Origin of the sequence: Streptomyces turgidiscabies Car8, assembly GCF_000331005.1 — a bacterium.
Classification (GTDB): Bacteria; Actinomycetota; Actinomycetes; order Streptomycetales; family Streptomycetaceae; genus Streptomyces; species Streptomyces turgidiscabies.
In genome coordinates, this window is record NZ_AEJB01000337.1 from 1 (window position 1) to 15,193 (window position 15,193).

The 15,193-nt window shown below is 68.8% G+C and carries 14 protein-coding genes; 7 read left to right on the forward strand and 7 right to left on the reverse strand.

Features of this window, described 5'->3' with window-relative positions; all coding sequences use genetic code 11:
* Nucleotides 1-80: 80 nt before the first annotated feature.
* Nucleotides 81-446 (forward strand): hypothetical protein, encoded by a 366-nt coding sequence (locus STRTUCAR8_RS52175; RefSeq protein WP_044472685.1) that lies wholly within the window; start codon nt 81-83, stop codon nt 444-446.
* A gap of 147 nt (nt 447-593) precedes the next feature.
* Here STRTUCAR8_RS52175 and STRTUCAR8_RS22640 read toward each other — a convergent pair whose 3' ends face one another.
* From STRTUCAR8_RS22640 to STRTUCAR8_RS22650, 3 genes are all read right to left on the reverse strand, one after another.
* Entirely contained in the window at nt 594-1,229 is a 636-nt protein-coding gene (locus STRTUCAR8_RS22640) for a DUF6000 family protein (RefSeq protein ID WP_006378256.1), read from the reverse strand.
* Nucleotides 1,230-1,430: 201 nt separating this feature from the next.
* Nucleotides 1,431-1,748, reverse strand: coding sequence for a hypothetical protein (locus tag STRTUCAR8_RS22645; protein WP_052350901.1), 318 nt, complete (start codon nt 1,746-1,748; stop codon nt 1,431-1,433).
* Nucleotides 1,749-2,009: 261 nt separating this feature from the next.
* Entirely contained in the window at nt 2,010-2,741 is a 732-nt protein-coding gene (locus tag STRTUCAR8_RS22650; RefSeq protein WP_006378245.1) for a ferritin-like domain-containing protein, read from the reverse strand.
* 117 nt (nt 2,742-2,858) lie between these two features.
* On the opposite strand from STRTUCAR8_RS22650, the gene STRTUCAR8_RS22655 reads away from it, so the two are divergent.
* Entirely contained in the window at nt 2,859-3,137 is a 279-nt protein-coding gene (locus tag STRTUCAR8_RS22655) for a hypothetical protein (protein ID WP_044472686.1), read from the forward strand.
* Nucleotides 3,138-3,345: 208 nt separating this feature from the next.
* On the opposite strand, the gene STRTUCAR8_RS22660 is transcribed toward STRTUCAR8_RS22655, so the two are convergent.
* Complete coding sequence (locus STRTUCAR8_RS22660; RefSeq protein WP_006378258.1) at nt 3,346-4,911, reverse strand: carbohydrate-binding protein; 1,566 nt, start codon at nt 4,909-4,911, stop codon at nt 3,346-3,348.
* 309 nt (nt 4,912-5,220) lie between these two features.
* On the opposite strand from STRTUCAR8_RS22660, the gene STRTUCAR8_RS22665 reads away from it, so the two are divergent.
* Nucleotides 5,221-6,108, forward strand: coding sequence for a calcium-binding protein (locus STRTUCAR8_RS22665; protein ID WP_006378260.1), 888 nt, complete (start codon nt 5,221-5,223; stop codon nt 6,106-6,108).
* A 51-nt stretch (nt 6,109-6,159) separates the two neighbouring features.
* Here STRTUCAR8_RS22665 and STRTUCAR8_RS22670 read toward each other — a convergent pair whose 3' ends face one another.
* The 3 genes from STRTUCAR8_RS22670 to STRTUCAR8_RS22680 form a co-directional block, all read right to left on the reverse strand.
* Nucleotides 6,160-6,423, reverse strand: coding sequence for a hypothetical protein (locus STRTUCAR8_RS22670; RefSeq protein ID WP_006378247.1), 264 nt, complete (start codon nt 6,421-6,423; stop codon nt 6,160-6,162).
* A 258-nt stretch (nt 6,424-6,681) separates the two neighbouring features.
* Entirely contained in the window at nt 6,682-8,484 is a 1,803-nt protein-coding gene (locus STRTUCAR8_RS22675) for a lysyl oxidase family protein (protein ID WP_234372486.1), read from the reverse strand.
* 209 nt (nt 8,485-8,693) lie between these two features.
* Entirely contained in the window at nt 8,694-10,451 is a 1,758-nt protein-coding gene (locus tag STRTUCAR8_RS22680) for a sigma factor (protein ID WP_006378246.1), read from the reverse strand.
* Nucleotides 10,452-10,677: 226 nt separating this feature from the next.
* On the opposite strand from STRTUCAR8_RS22680, the gene STRTUCAR8_RS22685 reads away from it, so the two are divergent.
* The 4 genes from STRTUCAR8_RS22685 to STRTUCAR8_RS22700 all read left to right on the forward strand — a co-directional run bounded on the left by STRTUCAR8_RS22685 (nt 10,678) and on the right by STRTUCAR8_RS22700 (nt 15,156).
* Nucleotides 10,678-11,091, forward strand: coding sequence for an SsgA family sporulation/cell division regulator (locus tag STRTUCAR8_RS22685; protein WP_006378264.1), 414 nt, complete (start codon nt 10,678-10,680; stop codon nt 11,089-11,091).
* 66 nt (nt 11,092-11,157) lie between these two features.
* Nucleotides 11,158-11,961, forward strand: coding sequence for a response regulator transcription factor (locus STRTUCAR8_RS22690; RefSeq protein WP_006378262.1), 804 nt, complete (start codon nt 11,158-11,160; stop codon nt 11,959-11,961).
* Nucleotides 11,958-13,535 (forward strand): sensor histidine kinase, encoded by a 1,578-nt coding sequence (locus STRTUCAR8_RS22695; RefSeq protein WP_006378250.1) that lies wholly within the window; start codon nt 11,958-11,960, stop codon nt 13,533-13,535. The genes STRTUCAR8_RS22690 and STRTUCAR8_RS22695 overlap by 4 nt, the downstream gene beginning before the upstream one ends.
* Nucleotides 13,536-13,791: 256 nt before the next feature.
* Nucleotides 13,792-15,156, forward strand: coding sequence for a DUF3500 domain-containing protein (locus STRTUCAR8_RS22700; RefSeq protein WP_006378254.1), 1,365 nt, complete (start codon nt 13,792-13,794; stop codon nt 15,154-15,156).
* Nucleotides 15,157-15,193 lie beyond the last annotated feature (37 nt).

The window sequence follows — 15,193 nt, forward strand, 5'->3', positions numbered from 1 at the left end:
GCCGTTCTCTCACCTCTCCGCCGGCAGCCAGAACACCGGTTCGGACGACAATCGCCTGCGCATGGCCTTACGGTTTCGGCATGTTCGAGACAATCCGTTGGCGCTGTCACGTACACGCGAACGACCGCCACGCCGCCGAGCGGGTCGTCGGGCGCCTCGCGGCCCGGTTGGATCACCCCGTCGCGATGGAGACCTACGAGCGATACTGCAAGTTCCCCGAACTCGCCGTGCTGCGACTGGCCTCGCCGCTCGGGTGCCCCACCCCGGAGCAGGCGTTGATGGCCGCTCTGGAGAGCGCGTGGAAGATCGCCACACCATGGAGCCTCAGCAGCCAAGGAGCAGGCACCCACCACGAGTTCGAGGGCATCGCCGCTGCCAACACCGGCGCACACTTCAGCGTCCCGGGCATCGAATGGATGGAGTTTCACGTCACCGACCGACCGTGACGAACTCACCGGGATCGGCCATCCCGGTACAGCCCTTCCGCCCTCGGGCTGTGCAGCAACTGCCGCCAAAAGACCCAGGCTTCCTGGCTACGGACGCCCCTCACTGTCCACGAGCCGAGCGGAGAGCACTGCGCGACGACCGATCCGTCAGGGAGTCACACCGTGCCTGCGTGCCGGACAGTGCCTGGCACTCTCATCAGCGAAAGCGCAGAGCTGCCCCATGAACTCTCGGTAGATGTCAGGGTCGACGCGGTCCTTGCTGGGCGGGCCCTCGATCCACTGCTGCCAAAGTCCGTCCGGGGCGAGAAACTTGGCCGCGCGGTCGGTACCGGTCCTGGCGTCGAGCAACAGGAGCGCGCCGAGGGCGTCTGTCTGGTCGTAGTCGAGGTCAGAACGAGGCAGGTAGCGGTCGAGGTAGGCGACCAGGAGTTCGGTGTCGGCAGAAGTGCCGAAGGTGGCCAGGGCGACGCAGTACGCCTGCCCCGCCCACGGCCCCTCGCTGGCGAGCAGGAGTTCGCCGAGACGTCCCCGAAACTCGGTCCTGCCCGCAACGGCGACAAGCCAGGCTGCCGTCCCCCTCTCGCGCCATCCTCGGTCGAGCAGCATGCCCAGTTCACGAGGCCTGATGCGACTGGCATCCTTGCCCAGTTTCCGAATGAACTTGGCCCGTTCAGGCCCACTCATACCGAGAAGGGCATCGCCGAGTTTGAGATACCGGAGGTCGGTTGCAACGTAGCGGCGGGTCAACTTGAGCAGTTTGTACTCTTCAACGATGGGGCGCATGGGCGCATCCTCGTATGGCCGAAGCGGTCGGACCAGCAATCTGGCCCGTCCGGCGCCTCCGCTGTGCGCGTCCTTCCGTCATACCGGATGCCACGGTTGCACGCTGACACCGACGACCGCAGCCGCCGGCAGAGGCGCCCCACTCGCCCTGCGCCTCGGGCCGCCGAAACGGTCTACGCCGGGCTCCGCGATGGGGCCCGCTCACGAGCCGCTCTCCGCGTCGACGGTCAGTCGGACGACGTCGGCGTGACGTTCAGCGAGCGGCGAAGGGTCGTGACCGAAGGACGCCCAGCCGTCACCGTCGACGACCTCAAGCCAGTCTCGCCTCTCGTCCAGCCCGTTGCAGCAGCCTGGCAGCAGCGTGGTGCCGGTCACCGTGTCAGTGATCTGCAGTCCACCGGATGCGAAGAGGCCGTCCAGGGTGAGCAGTCCGTGCAGGAAACCCCCGAGTGGATCCGTGGGCTGTAGTGGGCGTCCGTCGTTCTCGGGATCGATGTTGTTGCAGGCAACGATGCCCATCACCGCAGTGCCGACTTCGGCCGGATCGAGCTTGCCGGAGAGTGCCAGGAAGCCGTACGGCGTGGTCTCAGTGACAGGCCAGAGCGTGAAGTCGTCGGGGCGTAGATCTCCAGGACAGGCTGCAGAACGATCACTCGGGAAGTGTGCGGCATGGCTGCTCGCGCCGCACCGGACTTACTGCGCGACACCCTGCTCTCTGGGATCTCTTCCGGCTGCTACACCACGAACAGGTAGCTGGCTGAGTCTGCATCGCTCATCCGGTCAGCCCTCCTTCGTCCAGGTGTCCGGGCGAGGTGCCAGCACCGCCGAGACCACCGCACCGGACGACGTCACGACGTCGGTCACGAATCGCAGGCGTCCGAGGCCGAGTCGACGCAGGGCACGGCCGTGGTCGGCGGCGACGACGAGGGTGACCGCGAGCAGGAGAAGTCGCCACAGGGTCATCACCGGGCGGCGCATCGCGCGGGGCAGCTCCGCAACGGAGGCGTGAAGTCGCTCGCAGTGGAACGGGACATGGCGTTCCTCGTCGGACAGGATCCGCCCCGCCACATCCGCGGTGAGCGGGTCCTCGGTGCCGTCGCGCAGGGCCCGGTAATAACGCAGCGCCACCACTTCCGCGATCATCAGCACCAGCAGTTCCATGCGCAGACCCATGAGACGCCGCAGCCGTACGAAGACCGTGTCGCTCCAGTGGCCGTCCAACGTCGGCATGCCGCCCGCAGCCAGCAGACGGGCCAGCAGACGGGCGTGGTTCTGTTCTTCGGCGACGAAGAGCCGGACCGCCCGCGCGTAGTCGGCATCGCCGGCCTCGTCCGCCTTGCCGATGAGGTTGGCCCCGTCACCGTCCTCACCGACCTGGAAACGCTGGATACCGGCCCACACCGCCGGATGCAGTGTCGCGCCCTGCCCCCAGTCAGGATCACCCTGGGCACGCCTGTGCTCGCGCTCGTCCTCGAACCGCCTTGTCCACGCGGCGAACTCGCTCGTACGCACCTGGTGCCCCCCTCCGGGACAGCCGGCGTGCCCCGGAGAGAAATGACGCAGGCGGCCGACTACCCGTTCCCACCGCTACCAGGCGCCCACTGCTGGGGTGGCTGTCATCATCAGGAGATGGCAGACGGCAAGCTACCGGCAGGTTGGACTCTGGAGGAGATCCGCAAGGTTTCCGGTGACCGTGAGGCCAGATCTCTCAACACCGATCGTGTCGTGGTGGGTTGGCCCGCACAAGGCGAGTGGCTCCAACCCGAAATCGTTCTGGGATTTCACGGCCTCTGTCTGGTGAAGGCCGTGAACGACGACGACTGGTACATGGGCAGCCTGAACGACGACGGCAGCATCACCTGTTGGAGTACCTACAGCGACTTCTACGAGGCACTTCGTGGCCTGTAGACCGACGACAGCTGTACCCAGGTCCGGCCGTCGTAGCCCGCCGGGCAGTCCCCAGCCCTGTTACTAACATCAATGTTACTAACATCAATGTTAGTAACCTCGATGTTAGTAAGATCGCCCCTTACTCAGGCACCCCCAGGTCAGCGACCTGGAGGTGCCCGGCATCGGTCGGACTGCGCAGTCCGACGGGAAGACAGGGAGCCAAGCCCTATCCCCCGAACGTCACCACCAGCCGCCCGTCCGTTGCGAACGACCAGTGCAGTGCGCCCGCGTACGAAGAGCAGCGTGCGCCGTTCGTGCCCGACCAGAACTGGTTCGACGTGTCGGAGTTGCCGATGATCCGGTCGTTCGAGCCGCTGCCGCTACGGCAGGACGTGTTCGTGCGGAACACCGACGTACCGCCGTCGAAGCTGAAGTTGCGCTCCGTGTTGTCGATGCTGACGTTGTCCGACACCGTCATCGTGCCGGGGTTGCTGTTCCAGGTGAAGCCGTGCTTGCCGTTGTTGTAGGCGATGCTGCGCCGGACGATGTGGTTGACGGCGATGTCGTCGCCGCCGAGCTTGTAGCCGTTGCGGTCGCCGTTGCCGGCCTGGGAGCCGTCGGTGAGGGTGCCGTTCTTGTAGGAGAGGGAGTCCTCGATCGTCACCGGGCCGATGGGGCCGGTGTCGGTCTTGGTGTAGAGGTCCCAGCCGTCGTCGATGTTGTTGTGGGACACGGCGTAGCGGAAGACGTTGCCCGCGCCCGTCGTCAGCTTCGCCGCGAAGCCGTCCGCGTCCTCGCCGTCCGAGTCGGCGTTGTCGTGCGACTCGGCGCTCAGGATCAGGTTGTTGGCGGGCCAGTCGGCGGCCGGGGTGGTGGAGGCGATGCGTCCGAGCTGAAGGCCCGTGTCACGGTTGAAGCGGGTCACCGTACGCTCGACGACGTTGTTGCTGCCGCCGACGTAGATGCCGTTGTCACCCGCCCGTTCGACGACGAGGCCCTTGATGTGCCAGTAGTTGGCGTTGAGCTGGAGGCCCCGGTTCGAGGAACTCTCGGTCTGCGCCGAGAAGTTGAGGACCGGCGTCTCACCCGGGTAGGCGGCCAGGACCGTACGGGCGGACGCGGTGCCGTTCTTGCCGACCGGGATCGTCACCGTCGAGGCGTAGTTGTACGTGCCCCCGCGTACGTAGATCGTGCCGCCCGCCGTGATGCGGCCGATCGCGGAGGTGAGAGTCGTCGGCGCCGACGACGTGCCCGCCGCGCTGTCCGTGCCGGACGGGGACACGTAGAGGGCGGAGGCCGTGGGGGGTGGGGTGGTGCCGCCGTCCGGGACGTTCGCGTCGAGGTAGTCGATGTTGGGGAGACCCGCGGCGGCCGTCGGGTTGAGCCGGATGGTGTTGTTGCCCGCGACCACCGGCACTGTCAGCGTCTTCGTCGTCCACGCCGTCCAGGTGCTCGTGCCCTCGAACGACGCCGTCGAGACCGTCGTGCCGTTCACGATGACGCCCACGGAACGGGCGGTGGTGGTGCCGTTGGCGAAGCGGACGCCCAGCGTCGCCGTGCCCGATGCGGGTGCGGATACGGTGAACTGGGCATACGAACCGGCCGAGTTGGTGCCATTGCAGAATCCGCTGCCGGAGTAACCGGTCCAGTCGGAGTCAATGGTGCCGGTGCAGACCGCCGGTGAGGCCTCGGCCTCGTAGCGCGTGGTCGCGGCCTGTGCCGTGGTGCCGGAGAGCGCGACGAGTGTGCCTGCCAGCAGGCTGACGCACGCGATGACGGGTCTCAGTTGCATCGTGGTTCTCCATCTCCAGACGAGTGGATGAGGCGGAGGATCTGCTGCCGGACCGGATTGGAAAGCGCTTTCTCTCGGAAGTTAGAGGGGTGGTCCTGGACACGTCAATAGTCGCGTACTTGATCGTTGTTCACATGGATGGACAGCGAAGAGGGTTTGACCACCTCGCGCGCGGGGGCGCCTGCCCGAACGCTTGGCCGTCCGCTTGGGAGAACGACCACAACCCAGGGCGCACCTCGGCCGTCTCACATGGCGTCACCGATTCCTGAACTCGGCTCAAGTGCCCACGTGGCCCTGGAGGTTACTCGCATGCCCTTTTCCCCCACACGCCGTCGTACGAACCGCACCGCGTCGGCATCGGCATCGGCATCGGCATCTGCACTGGCGTTGACGCTCGCCCTCGGTACCGGACTGGCGGCCGTCCCGCTCGCACTGGCCGCCGGTACCGCCGGTGCCGCGACACCGTCCGCCAAGGCTGAAGTCAGCTTCAACGACCGGGAGTTGACCTACACGGCTGCGGCCGGCCAGACCAACAAGCCGACCGTCACCGAGTCCTACGCCAATGCCACGGACATCACCTTCGTGATCGACGACGTCGTTCCGATCGGTGTAGGGCGCGGGTGTGCCTACCCCAGCGCCGCCGACCACACGAAGGTCCTGTGCACCGTTGTCACCGTGGACAGCCAGAGTCCGTACCAGATCATGCGGATGAACCTCGGCGACGGAAATGACGTGGTCGACTTCACCAACAAGAGCGACGAGACCTACCTCACCACCGCGTTCATCCTCGGCGCGGGCAAGGACAGGCTGACCGGCCGGGGCGACCTCGCCGGCAACTTCGTGGACGGTGGGGCAGGCGACGACACCATCGTCGTGGGTGACTCGTTGCTCGTGGGCGGCGGTGACGGCAACGACACCATCACCACCGCCGGTGACATCGTCCAGGGTGGCAAGGGCAACGACGTGATCCGCGGCGGCGCCGGGGGCCAGGACCTGAGCGGTGACGACGGCAACGACACGATCTACGGCGGCGCCGAGGGCGACCACATTTTCGGTGGCAAGGGCAACGACGTCCTGTACGGCAACGCAGGCAACGACCAGATCTGGGGCAACAGCGGCAACGACAAGCTGTACGGCGGCGCCGGCCAGGACGTCCTCTCGGGCGGCCCGGGCAGCAACGTCGTACGCCAGGACTGACGTTCGCAGGGCGTCGCACGGCACAGGGCCGCCCTGGCCGGACGTACGGGATCAGGCCGCCGCTTCGGCCAGCCGGTGGAAGGCCTGGGTGGTGTGCGGGTGGGCGATCTCGTCCAGGACGTGCCGCCAGTCCAGGTCCGTACCCTGACCCTGGTCCGTACCCAGGTCCACGGCAACGACAGTGACGGCCGACACGGATGAGGAAGCGGCAGCCGGGTGTGCCTGGTCCCAGGCCGTGAGCAGTGGGGTGAAGTCGCTCTCGGACAGCAGGGTGTCCGTCGTCAGGCTCGACTTCGAGATCGGCAGGGCGTTCATGGGAGGTCCTTCCGGCCGGGGCGGTGAACCGTCGGATCCACCGGGGTTCTCCGTGCTTCTCAGGGTTTCTCGGGACTTCTCGGAGCTTCTCGGGGCTTCGGTTCGTCGAGGTCAACGATGCCGTTGCCGAGGTCCCCGAACCATGGAGCGACCCACCGGAACAAGGGGGTAGCCCGCCGCACCCCCGAGGGGCTGTGCTCCCCCGGAGGTGCGGCACGCGGCCTGGGTGATTCGGCCGGTTACTTCCGATCCGGCCGGTTACTTCACGTCGATCAGGTCGTGCGGCGGTACCGTCACCGTCCGCGCGCCCTCCGTGCCGCCGAGGATCACCTTGCGCAGGGCGACGTTGTTGTTGAGGTTGGTCTCCTGGAGGCGCTTCTCCGGGTTGGCGATGACCTGGATGTAGTACGTGCCGTTCGGGAGGCCGGTGATGTCGAAGGACTGGCCCGGACGGTACTGGGTGTACGTGTCGCCGGAGCCCACGTCGAGCACCTCACGTACCGACAAGGAGTTCTTCTCGCCGCACGCGGTCGACAGGTCGGTGTTGTAGGGGTGCCAGTTGGCGTTCTTCACCGTGTAGTCGATCGCGTCGGTGTTGGCGAGGCAGAACGCCTCCTTGCCGCTGCGCACTTCCTTCGTCTGGTCGGCGCTCAGGAGGCGGTAGCTCGCGAAGTCGGTGAAGTGCCAGTGCTCGTGGCCGATCCGCGGGTCCCACTCCATGGTGCCGGTCGGCGTGTAGCCGACCTGCTTGCCGTTCGCGTCGTAGAAGTACTGGTAGGCGTCCATCAGGTCCTTGCCCGGCTTGCGGAAGCCGTCGACGACCAGCGGGGCCGGGCCGGCGTTCCAGACGTTCGCGCTGAACGCCAGGTAGTCCTTTCCGGCTACGTCCCCGTCCTCGCCGTCCGTGACCGCGATGTCCCACGCCGGCAGGGAACGCAGGTCCGGCTTGGGCACGTTGGCCGGTACGCCCGCCCTGCCCGTGGGCCGCTGGGCGGCGGCCTTCAGCGGAGGCGCGACACGCGAACCGTCGGTGTGGCCCGGCCCGTCACCCAGGTGATGCGCCGTACCCAGGTCGACCAGCGCGTTGGGGAAGGCCGGCAGGGTGGGCATGTCCGCGCCGCGCGGACCGTAGTGATGCGACGCGTGCGGGGCGGCGAGCTGGGCCGCTCCGTGGCTCCCACCACCTCCAGAAGCCCCATTGGCCCCGTGGCTCGCATGGCCTCCGTGGCCCCCGTGGCCCCCTGCGTGCTGGCCGGAGGATCGGGCGGTGAGCCCCACTCCGCCGCCTCCGCCGTCACCTTCGCCGTCATCGCTCCGCGGCACCACCGTCACCTTGATGGTCGGATGGTCATCGGGGATGCCGAAGAAGTCGCGGTACATCTTCCCGATCGACACCTTGGCGGTGTACTCCCCCGCCTGCAGATCCACCGGGTTGCCGTAGTCGACCGAGCTGACGTTGGTGGCCCAGCCCTTCTCCACGCCCCACACGCCGCCCAGCGTGAAGGGGTTGCCGGAGCAACTCTCCGGGAAGTGCGAGGTCGCCGGGGCATCCGGGCGGATGCGTCCGGAGGCGTTGTTCGGGCAGAACGTGCCCTTGCTCTTCGCGACCTCCTGACCGGCCGCGTTCTTGAACGACACCTCCAGGAAGCCCGGCAGACCCGCGAAGTCCTTCACCATCCCGGGAGGCAGTCTCTTCGCCTGCGCCTTGCCGCCCTTGCGGATGATCTGCTCGGCGATCACCGGGTCCTTGTACGACTTCCGGGTCACCTTGAACTCCAGCGGTACGTCGTCCACCGTGACGTACGTGCCGAGGTCGAGGTAGACGCCGGGTTCCCCCTCCCAGCGCTCGGCCGTCACGGAGTCCGTCGCGGCCACGAGCCTGAGCTTCGGCTTCGTGGGCGCGGCGCTCGGAGCGGCCCCGGCGCCCGGAGCCGCACCGGCCACCGACACGACGACGGCCAGCGCGGCCCCCGCCGCGAGTGCCGAGTGCTGTAAGCGCTTGGTGTTGCGTCGGCTGTCGTTCCGTTCACTGCTGCTGGTGCTGTGTTGCTGAGTGGTCATCGGTTCCTCGTCTGCCAGTGCCATGGTCAAGTGGCATCGGACTGGACACCGCCCACGACGGCCGCATACGTACGGACGCACCCCACGCGCCCAAGCCATGTCTGTGAGCAACCTGTGAGACAGGGGAAGCGGTGTCCAGGTTGCCCGGCGAGGAGAAATTCAACCGAAAGCGGTCCGAGCGACCTCTCGACCTCTGGCCTCTCGACCTCTCAACAACCCCCGGGGTCAGGATCGGTGACGACCGGCTCCGGAATCGGAGTCTCATCGACCGGGGTTTCGTCAACCGGCCCAGGATCCGGGGGAGTTGAAACAACCGGCTCCGGATCAGGCACCGGCACAGGCGCCGGTTCCGGCTCGGGAGCGGGCTCGGGAGCGGGAGTCGGCTCCGGAGCAGGAACCGGCTCCGGCACAGGCACCTCCGGAGTCACGGGAGGCTCGGAAACCGGCGGCGCGGGCGGCTCCGAAACCGGCGGCGTCTCCTCCACCGGCGGCACCGGAGGCACGTACGCCGGAACCTCCGGTTCAGGAGTCACAGGAGGCACAGGCGTCTCCGGAGGCACGGGCACCTCGCTCACCGGGGGCACCGCGGGCACGGGCTCCTCGACCGGCGGTTTCGGCACCGAAGGCGCGGGCTCGACCGGCTCACTGGGCGCGGGCGGAGGCGACACCTCCGTACCGGCACCCCCACCGGCCGTGCTGCCCCCACCAGCTCCGTCGTTCCCGCTCCCCCCGACCACCGTGACCACGGTCACCGCAGTCACCGCCGGGACAGCCGAGCCGGCGGAGACCCCCGAAGCGGCGCCCCGCAGCACCTCCACCGGCGCCCCCACCGGCACAGTCGCCGGACTCGCCTTCAGCGGCGCGGGCACAGGCGCCGTCGCCGGGACCTTCGCCACCGGCGCTGGTGCCAACGGGTTGTCCGCCAAGGGGACTCGGGGCTGTTCCCGCAGCTGGATCTGGGGAGAGGTGAGGGCGATGGTGATCGCGACGGCCGCTGCCGCCGCCCCCGAGCTCAGCGCGAGCGCCTTGGGTATCTTCGAGGCGCCGGTCACGCCGTGACGTACCGCGTGCAGCACCGCACCACCGTGGCCGGCCGCTGCGGAGGCCGCGGTCGAGGCGGTCGACGCACCGACGGATCCCGCTGCGGACCCCGCAGCTGATCCCGCAGCGAACGCCAGCAGATACTTCCCCGCACCGCCCACCAGAAGCACCAGCAGGGCCGGGCCGACGAGCGCGGGCAGGCGGTCGTTCGTGCGCATCAGCAGAGCGAGTCGGTGGCGGCAGTCGTCGCAGGTGTCCGTGTGGGCGAGGAGCTGGTCGGACTGGCGGCGGGTCGCGGTGCCGCGCACGTACGCGGGCATGCGAACCCAGTACGGCTGGCACGCCACGTCGGCCGGGACGCCGGGCTGCTCACGCAGGAACGCCTGGCGCATGCCCTCGCGGGCGCGGTGGAGGAGTACCGCGGTGGCACCCTCCTTGATGCCGGTGCCGATCTGCGGGCCGATGGCCGCCAGGGGCTGCCCCTCCGCCTCCGCCAGCCACAGCGCCTTGACCCAGCGGTCGGGGAGTTGGCCCAGTACCCGTACCAACAGGTCGACCGAGGACACCTGTTCGGCGGGGTCGTCGACGTGACGCCCCTGGGAGACGACGCGTTCCGCCCTCTCCAGCCGGTCCGGGCCGCCCTGCGGATCCTGCGGGGTCTCGCGCGCCGAGTTGCTGCCCGCGCTGGCGGCCAGGTGCCGGACCGTCGTCATCAGATACGCGGGCACGTTGTCGATCTCGTGCCCCGCCGCCAGCCGTCGCCACACACGGAAGTGCGCCTCGGCGACCAGGTCCTCCGCGGCCCAGCTGCTCTTGGTGAGCGAACGCGCGTACGCGACAAGACGCGGCTGCTGTTCCTCGTAGATGCGGGCGTACGCGGTGGTGGCGGCGGTCGCCGTGGTCGCGGCGGCGGTGTCGTCAATCATGGGCAGGAACGCTCCAGTTACCTGCGGGGGGATATTGCGGCTGATTTTGTAAGGCTAGATGACAAAAATCTCAACTAATTACAGGAAGTGATGCACGTCACATGGAGTAACTTCCGTAACGGCGTAATGCGGGGGCACTACCCGAGGTCATGAAGGCAGCTCGACCCGACTCGCACCACACCTCGGCACAACTGGCCCAACGCCTCACCCGAACGGGAAGTCGATCATGTACAGAACCCTGGAGCAGTCCGCCCGCGCCCGCCTGATCACCCCCGGTCACCAGGAGTTTCCGCTCGCCGTCACCCTGCGCTACGACTCCGCCGACCCGCTCGCCGTCCACATCGACTTCCCCGTCGACGTCTCGGTGGACGGAGAGGGAGTGACGTGGACCTTCTCCCGGACGCTCCTGGAAGAGGGACTGGACAACCCGGCGGGGATCGGCGAGGTCCACCTGTGGCCATGCGGTCCGACACGCACGGTCGTGGAACTCCACTCGCCGTACGGGCTGGCCGTGGTCCGGTTCCGTACGGCACAGCTCCAGCGTTTCCTCCATCGCTCGTACGGCGTGGTCGCGCCCGGCATGGAGGATCTGGGTCCGGCGGTCGAACGCGGGCTCGCGCTGCTGCTCGGCGGGGTCTGAACCCCGCGCAGACGCCCCTCGGTTCACCCACAGGAACCCCACAGCCTCCTCAGGAATGCTCGGCGTATGGCTGGCACGACCGACACCCCCGTCACCGTCACTCCTGGCACCCCCATCACCGTCACCCCCGACACCCCCGTGGCCGTCGCCCCCGTGGCCGGGCCCGCCGAAGGCGCCGTTCGTGTGCTGATCGTCGACGACGAGCCGGAGCTCACCGAGTTGTTGTCGGTGGCTGTGGCCGGAGCGGGCTGGCAGCCGTTCGTCGCGGCGGACGGGCACGGTGCGCTGCGGATCGCGCGCGGGTGCGCCCCGCACGCCGTCGTGCTGGACGGGATGCTGCCCGACGTGGACGGGCTCCAGGTGCTGCGCGCGCTGCGGCAGGAGCATGCCGGGCTGCCGGTGCTCATGCTCACCGCCCGGGACTCCCTCGAGCACCGTATCGACGGGCTGTCGGCGGGCGCCGACGACTACGTCACCAAGCCGTTCTCCCTGGAAGAGGTCATGCTGCGGCTGCGCGGACTACTGCGCCGGTGCGGCGCGGAGGAGGCGGCCGAGGACGAGTCCGTACGGGTGCTCGGCGATCTCGTCCTGGGCGAGAAGACGCGCGAGGTGCAGCGGGGCGGGGTGCGCGTACCGCTCACGGCGAAGGAGTTCGACCTGCTCAGGTTCCTGATGGAACATCCGCGTCAGGTACTCAGCAAGGCCCAGCTCCTCGATCACGTCTGGAACAGCTCGTTCGACGGCGAGGGCAATCTCGTCGAGGTCTACATCTACGGTCTGCGCGCGAAGTTGGACAAGGGCCGGGCCCCGATGATCCACACGGTACGCGGGGCCGGATACACCATCAGGGCTCCGGAGCAAGGCAGTTGACGAGCTTGACGAGCACCCGGGTGCCGCGGCGCCGGCAGCGATCGCTGCGGACCGGGCTCGTGCTGTTCATCTCCGGCACACTGGCCGTCGTCTGCACGGTGATGGCGCTCGCCACGGTTCTCGTCCAACGTGCCTATCTTCTGGGCGACTTGGACCAGCGTGTCACCGACGCGGCCAACCGCAGCCAGGGTGGTCTGCAACGCCGGACAGGCGGCGCGACCGACCTCGGCTTCCTCAACGAACGCGGCCAGCCCACCGGCACCCTCGCCGCCCGCCTCGCCACAACGGAGGCGACTTCGGATACGGACGCGAAGACGGCAGGGGAAACGGCCGAGGAGACGGACGGGGGGAGCGAGTCGGAGTCCGGTGAGCAGGTGATCGCCGCCGAGGTCGTCACCGCGGACGGGCGGCAGCGAGCCCTCACCGCCGCTCAGCGCGCCGCCCTCGACGGCATCACCGCGGACGGCACCCTGCACACCCGCACGATCCCGGGGCTGGGCACCTACCGCGTCACGGCCATCGGCGGCGACGGCACCCCCGTACTCGCCGGGCTGCCCATGGGCGACGTACAGCACATGATCAACCGGCTGGTGGCGGTCGAGGCGGCCATCGCCGTCGTCAGTCTCGGGGTGGCCGGGTGTGTCTCGGCGGTCGTCATACGGCGTCGGCTGCGGCCCCTGGACCGGGTCGCCGCGACCGCGGTCGAGGTCTCGCGGGTGCCCCTGGACCGGGGTGAGGTGGCCGGCCTGACGCGGGTGCCGGAGTACGACACCGACCCCGGCACCGAGCCCGGGCAGGTCGGCGCCGCCCTCAACCGCATGATCGACCACGTCGAGTCGTCGCTCGCGGAACGGCAGCGCGGCGAGGTGCGGATGCGGCGCTTCCTGGCCGACGCCAGTCATGAACTCCGTACCCCGCTCGCGTCGATCGCCGGGTACGCCGAGCTGATGAGCGGCGGCGAGGCGGTGCCGGGATTGGAGCCGGAGCAGGCGTGGCGGCGGGTGTCGGCGCAGTCGGCGCGGATGACCGGGCTGGTGGAGGACCTGCTGCTGCTCGCCCGGCTCGACGAGGGACGGCCGTTGCGGTCGGCGCCGGTGAACCTCGCGACGCTGGTCGCCGAGGCGGTGTGGGACGCGCGGGCAGCGGGCGCCGACCACGACTGGCAGCTCGCGCTGAGGATCGAGGACCCGGCGACGCCGACGACCGTCGTGGGAGACGCGGGCCGGCTCCATCAGGTGGTGGCCAACCTGCTGGCCAACGCGCGCGTGCACACGCCCGCCGGTACAAGGGTCACGGTCGTCGTGGAGGCCACCGCCACCCACCGCGTGATCCGGGTGCGCGACGACGGCCCCGGCATCCCGCCCGCCCTCCTCCCGACGGTCTTCGAACGCTTCACCCGGGCCGACGCGTCCCGCTCCCGAGGCGGCCTCGACCCCGACGGCGGCTCGGGCCTCGGGCTGGCCATCGCGACGGCGATCACCGAGGCCCACGGCGGCGGCATCGACGTACGGAGCGAGCCGGGCCGCACGGAGTTCACGGTGACGCTGCCGGCCGAGGGCAACACTCCGGGATGACCCCGATGCCCCCGGGACAGCTCCGGGACAAACGCTCCGCCCCCTCCCCTCCACCCCTCGTGGCCCTCAGGTTGCTCAAACGCTAAGGGTCTCCACAGAAACGCAGCTCACAGGCCGTGCGTACGACGTTCAACTGGCCCTTTCCGACCCCCGCGCGGGGTCCGTTTCAGCCCTGCCTCAGTTGGCTCGACCAGGGTGGTCGACGTGCGGCCGGCCGGTCACTGGGGACGCGGCCACGACGAAGGGAACCAGCGCGATGACCGAGCACGAGACCGGTGGGTCCGGGCAGACCGGGGAGTCCGTGGCGCCGGAGACCGGACGTCACGCACTCGCGAACCGGCGGAACTTCATGCGCAAGGTGTTCTTCGCCGGCGGCGCCACGGCCGTCGCGACGATGGGCGGCGCCGGCGCCTGGACGGCCCTCGCGGACGACACCACGGACCCGACAGCCACAGCGACGGCCGACGCGTCCGCCTCTCCGGCCCCCAGCGGGGCGCCGAGCGGCGGCCCCGGTGGAGGCACCGGTGGCGGCCCCGGCAACATGACGATCACCGAGGACTTCTTCGGCCTGACCACCGACGGCAAGCGGATCGACGACCTGTTCACGATCCACTCGCCGAAGGTCGCCACCGCCCCGGTCGTCACCGCCGCGAACGCCTTCCTGGCCGGACTGACCGACACACAGAAGGCGTCGACACAGTTCACCGTCCACTCCACGGAGTGGCGACTGTGGAGCAACATCGACTCCTACGAACGTCAGGGCGTCTCGCTGGCGGATCTGACGGATGATCAGAAGGCCCTGGGTGCAGCCTTGTTGAAGTCGGCCCTGAGCGCGGACGGCCTGGAGACCACGGAGAAGATCCGCAGGATCAACCAGGCGGCCGGCGAGGCGATCAACAACACCACCGCCTTCAACGAGGACGCCTACTACTGGACGGTGATGGGCACCCCGTCGGCCACCGAGCCGTGGGGCTTCCAGTTCGACGGCCACCACCTGGTCATCAACTACTTCGTGCTCGGCAACCAGGTCGTCATGAGCCCCTGCTTCTGGGGTTCGGAACCGACGTCCATGGAGATCGACGGCGAGACGGTGACGGTCTGCCACGAGGAGGTCGTGGCGAGCCTGGCCTTCATCAACTCCCTCACCGCAGCGCAGCAGTCGGTCGCCATCGAGTCGACGACCAAGTCCAACGAGTCGATGAAAGCGGGCGCGTTCGCCGACAACACGGTCCAGGCGTACACGGGTCTGCGCGGCAACGCCCTCAGCGCCGCCCAGAAGAAGAAGCTGCTCGGCATCGTCGACGCCTTCGTGGGCCGCGCGAAGGCCGACGCGGCGAAGGTGACGATGTCCGAGGTGAGCAGACACCTCTCCGACACGTACGTCACCTGGGCCGGCGGCACCGCCGACGACGCCGCCTTCTACGTCCGCGTCCACAGCCCCGTCATCTGGATCGAGGTCGACTGCCAGGCGCCGGGCCCGCTGGCGGGCGCGTACGGGGCGACGCAGGGAAGCGGCGCGACACAGAAGCACGTCCACTCGATCGTCCGCACCCCGAACGGCAACGACTACGGGAGGGAGCTTCTCAGGCAGCACTACCTGACGTCGTCTCACCACCACTGAGACGCACACCGCGACAAGCCTTCTCTGTCATGGCGGG

Coding starts and splice junctions, on each gene's coding strand:
- STRTUCAR8_RS22675 (WP_234372486.1), bottom strand. CDS start 8,484: ATGACCACTCAGCAACACAGCACCAGCAGCAGTGAACGGAACGACAGC.
- STRTUCAR8_RS22690 (WP_006378262.1), top strand. CDS start 11,158: ATGGCTGGCACGACCGACACCCCCGTCACCGTCACTCCTGGCACCCCC.
- STRTUCAR8_RS22700 (WP_006378254.1), top strand. CDS start 13,792: ATGACCGAGCACGAGACCGGTGGGTCCGGGCAGACCGGGGAGTCCGTG.
- STRTUCAR8_RS22655 (WP_044472686.1), top strand. CDS start 2,859: ATGGCAGACGGCAAGCTACCGGCAGGTTGGACTCTGGAGGAGATCCGC.
- STRTUCAR8_RS22665 (WP_006378260.1), top strand. CDS start 5,221: ATGCCCTTTTCCCCCACACGCCGTCGTACGAACCGCACCGCGTCGGCA.
- STRTUCAR8_RS22645 (WP_052350901.1), bottom strand. CDS start 1,748: ATGGGCATCGTTGCCTGCAACAACATCGATCCCGAGAACGACGGACGC.
- STRTUCAR8_RS22685 (WP_006378264.1), top strand. CDS start 10,678: ATGTACAGAACCCTGGAGCAGTCCGCCCGCGCCCGCCTGATCACCCCC.
- STRTUCAR8_RS22660 (WP_006378258.1), bottom strand. CDS start 4,911: ATGCAACTGAGACCCGTCATCGCGTGCGTCAGCCTGCTGGCAGGCACA.
- STRTUCAR8_RS52175 (WP_044472685.1), top strand. CDS start 81: ATGTTCGAGACAATCCGTTGGCGCTGTCACGTACACGCGAACGACCGC.
- STRTUCAR8_RS22680 (WP_006378246.1), bottom strand. CDS start 10,451: ATGATTGACGACACCGCCGCCGCGACCACGGCGACCGCCGCCACCACC.
- STRTUCAR8_RS22670 (WP_006378247.1), bottom strand. CDS start 6,423: ATGAACGCCCTGCCGATCTCGAAGTCGAGCCTGACGACGGACACCCTG.
- STRTUCAR8_RS22640 (WP_006378256.1), bottom strand. CDS start 1,229: ATGCGCCCCATCGTTGAAGAGTACAAACTGCTCAAGTTGACCCGCCGC.